Origin of the sequence: Nocardiopsis sp. JB363 (genome assembly GCF_900143625.1) — a bacterium.
Taxonomy (GTDB): domain Bacteria; phylum Actinomycetota; class Actinomycetes; order Streptosporangiales; family Streptosporangiaceae; genus Nocardiopsis.
Genome location: NZ_FRFF01000093.1, coordinates 1 through 1,851 on the forward strand (window position 1 = coordinate 1; position 1,851 = coordinate 1,851).

Sequence of the window (1,851 nt, forward strand, 5' to 3'; positions counted from 1 at the left end):
TGGGGGAGGAGCTCGACACCACGAAGCTGCTCGCCGACCTCACCGAACGACTGCCCGGCTACCTCGTACCCTCCGCGCTCATCGCTCTTCCCTCGATGCCGCTGAACCAGAACGGCAAGGTGGACCGAAAGGCGTTGCCCGCACCCGAACGGGCCGGCGGAACCCACGTGGCTCCCCGTACCGACACCGAACGCGTGATCGCGGACGAGTTCGCCTCGGTGTTGGGCGTGGAGCGTGTGGGTGTGCACGACGACTTCTTCGCGCTGGGCGGGGACTCCATCCTGGCGGCCCGCCTCCTGTGGCGACTCGACGGTCTGTTGGGGACCGACTTCGGCCAACGCGCCCTGTTCCGACACCGCACCCCGCAGGCCCTGGCGGCGGCGGGCCACGACGGCGGTACGAAGGGCTCCCTCCCCAGGGTCGACCGAGAGGGCCCACTGCCCCTCTCCGCCGCGCAACGCCGGCTGTGGTTCCTACACCAGGTCGGGGACGACAGCGCCGAGTACTACACCGGCGCGGGGTTCCGTATCCGTGGTCGGCTCTCCACGGAAGCCCTGCGTTCGGCCCTCACCCTGCTCCAGCGGAAAAACGAGGCGCTTCGGACCACCTACGACACGGTCGACGGTGAACCCGTGCAGTTGGTGCGCGACCCCTGGGACGCGGACGACCTGCTGTCCGTGACGGAACTGACCGGACTCTCCGCGAGGGAACGCGACTCCGCCTTGGACGCGTGCCTGCTGGACGAGGTGAACACCCCCTTCGACCTCGTGCACGGCCCCGTGAACCGGGCGCTGCTCGTCGCTCTCGCGGAGGACGAACACATCCTCGTGCTGAGTACACACCACATCGCATGCGACGGTTGGTCCGTAGACGTCATGGCTCGCGACCTGGCGGTCTTCTACCGCGCGTCGCTTGAGGGAAACGAATCCGGGGGCCGGGAAGAGACCCCCGACTACTCCGACTTCGCGGTCTGGGAACAGACCCGTTGGGCGGAGTCGGACGTGCGGGAACGCCTCGCGTACTGGGCACGTGAGCTGGAGGAGGTGCCTCCTCTCGCCGTGCCCACCGACCGGCCCCGTCCGAGCAGACGCACGAGCGCCGGCGCGGTCCACCGCTTCAACCTTTCGCAAGAGCAGACCCGTGGCCTGCACGAACTGGGGCGGAGCCAGGGCGCGACCCTGTTCATGTCCCTCACCGCGATGACCCAACTGCTGCTTGCCGGCGCCTCCGGGAGCGGGGACGTCGCCCTGGGAATCGCCTCCTCGGGACGTGACCACCGTGAGGTGGGGGAGACGGTGGGGTTCTTCGTGAATCCCCTGGTGATCCGTTCTCGACCCGAACCCGGCGCGACCGTGGCGGGGTTTCTCGGTGACGTTCGAGACCGGGTCGAAGCGGCCTTCGAACACGAACTGCCCTTCGATCGGGTGGTGGACGAGGTCGTGACCGAACGGGACCCCAGCCGCGGCCCGCTCTTCCAAGCGCTGATGGTTCTTCAGAACGCGCACACCGGAGCCCTGGACCTGCCAGGCCTGGACGTGCGACCGATCGACCTGCCCAGGACGTCGGCCCTGTCCGACCTGGTCTTCGAGTACACGGAGCAGGACGGCGGTATCCGCGTCGTCATCGAGTACAGCACCGACCTCTTCGACCGGCGACGGGTTCTGGGGCTGGCCGGCGCCCTGTCCCGCATGGTCTCGCTGGCCGTGGCGAAACCGGAGCGCACGTTGGCGACGGTCGACCTCCGTTCGGAGAAGGACCGGGCGGCCCTGGCCGACTGGAGCCGGAACGAGGTCGGCCCAAGGTCTGCTTCGGTTGTGGAGGTGTTCGCGGAGTGGGTGGCGCGGGTGCCGG

1 protein-coding gene is annotated in these 1,851 nt (G+C 68.9%); it reads left to right on the forward strand.

What is annotated here, in order from left to right; translation table 11 throughout:
- Nucleotides 1-1,851: condensation domain-containing protein (locus tag BQ8420_RS13850; RefSeq protein ID WP_235006194.1), on the forward strand; the 1,851-nt coding region annotated here is incomplete at both ends.